The organism is Pseudomonas sp. SST3, assembly GCF_003325755.1.
This window is the reverse complement of the sequence record NZ_QORI02000243.1, coordinates 1-1,215: the sequence shown is the minus strand read 5'-3', so window position 1 is coordinate 1,215 and position 1,215 is coordinate 1. Positions and strand designations below refer to the sequence as shown.

At 55.8% G+C, this 1,215-nt stretch carries 2 protein-coding genes; one reads left to right on the top strand and one right to left on the bottom strand.

All coding sequences use genetic code 11. From position 1 onward, the window contains the following. Positions 1-615 (top strand): hypothetical protein (locus tag DQ405_RS27020; RefSeq protein ID WP_168426521.1); only part of this gene is annotated, 615 nt, incomplete at its 5' end. Positions 616-896: 281 nt separating this feature from the next. Here the strand turns inward: DQ405_RS27020 and DQ405_RS27015 are convergent. Beyond that, positions 897-1,215: transposase (locus DQ405_RS27015; RefSeq protein WP_168426520.1), on the bottom strand; the 319-nt coding region annotated here is incomplete at its 5' end.

The following is a 1,215-nucleotide window of genomic DNA, read 5'->3' as shown; positions in this document are numbered from 1 at the left end:
GAATACGAACTGAAAAAGGAAGCCTTCGAAGCCAAGGAGGCCGCTGCCAAGGCCGAGCGGAAGCGCCAGGAGAACTACACCACTCGCATCCGAGACTACGCGATCGACGAATACACTTCGGCACAGTATCCGAAGCTCACGGCCAAATATCGCAGCCGGCTAACGGAGATTAAAAGCTTCCGCCGCACAGCGGCTGAGCGCGTGATTGACAGCGGAAAATGCGACTACGTCGAGAATGTCCAGCTCAGCGACGAAAGCACGCTGCGATCACTCAAGTTCTTCATTGACTGCACCAACGAGAACCGGATCTACCTGACCGAGGCTGAACTTAAGAGCGGCGCCGAGGTGCGTACACAGGCAGAAAACTCTTGGGACGAAGGTGAGGCCATTGTTGCGTGTAGGGACATGACGAAACGGAGCGCGACCATCCCGAGTTCGGTCAACTTCCACAGTTTCACTGGTACCAGTGCAACGACCGCCAAGACCACCGGGAACGTCCAGGTGCTTTTAAACTTTGATGCCAAGAACGTTTTTGGTACGGAGATCGGCTACACGGCGAGGTGCATCTTTGAGCCGCGTAAGCAGGGCAGCATCGAGATTTTCTTACGCGAATAACGCTGAGCGGCGAGTGTGCGGGCATTGCAAATGCGTTCGGGGGTGACGACGCGCCGCCGTTACGAGGGCTGCTGACCGGCCGCTTCTAGCCGAAAGCTGCCGACCACGAGGGGCTGCTTTCGGCCCAGAGTGTGTAAAAACACTTTCGCAGCTTGGGTGCCGTAGCCCAGCGATGGTGGACGAGGCGATTGCCTAAGCATTTACCACGATCAGCACCGGTAACGCTCCAGAGCGTTTATGAAGCGCTTTAGCGTCTCCTGGAGCCCCGAAAAGCGGGCTTTTTACGCCGCCATCGCCTTCAACAAGCCTTCGGTGCCGATGATTTTCATAACCCGCTTCATATTGTAGGCGAGCACATTCAGGCTCATCTCCGCGCTGACTCCGACGAGCCTACGAGTCAAGAAATGCGTCGAACCCATCCATTGTTTGAGCGTCCCGAAGGGATGCTCAACAGTCCGTTTACGAACCCGCATCATCTCTGGCGCTTGGTTCAGACGGCGCTGCATTTCCTCCAGCACAGCTTCATGTTCCCAGCGTTTTACTCGACGATTTTTGCTTGGCGTGCACTGAGTTTTCAGTGCGCAACTCTGGCAATTTGAA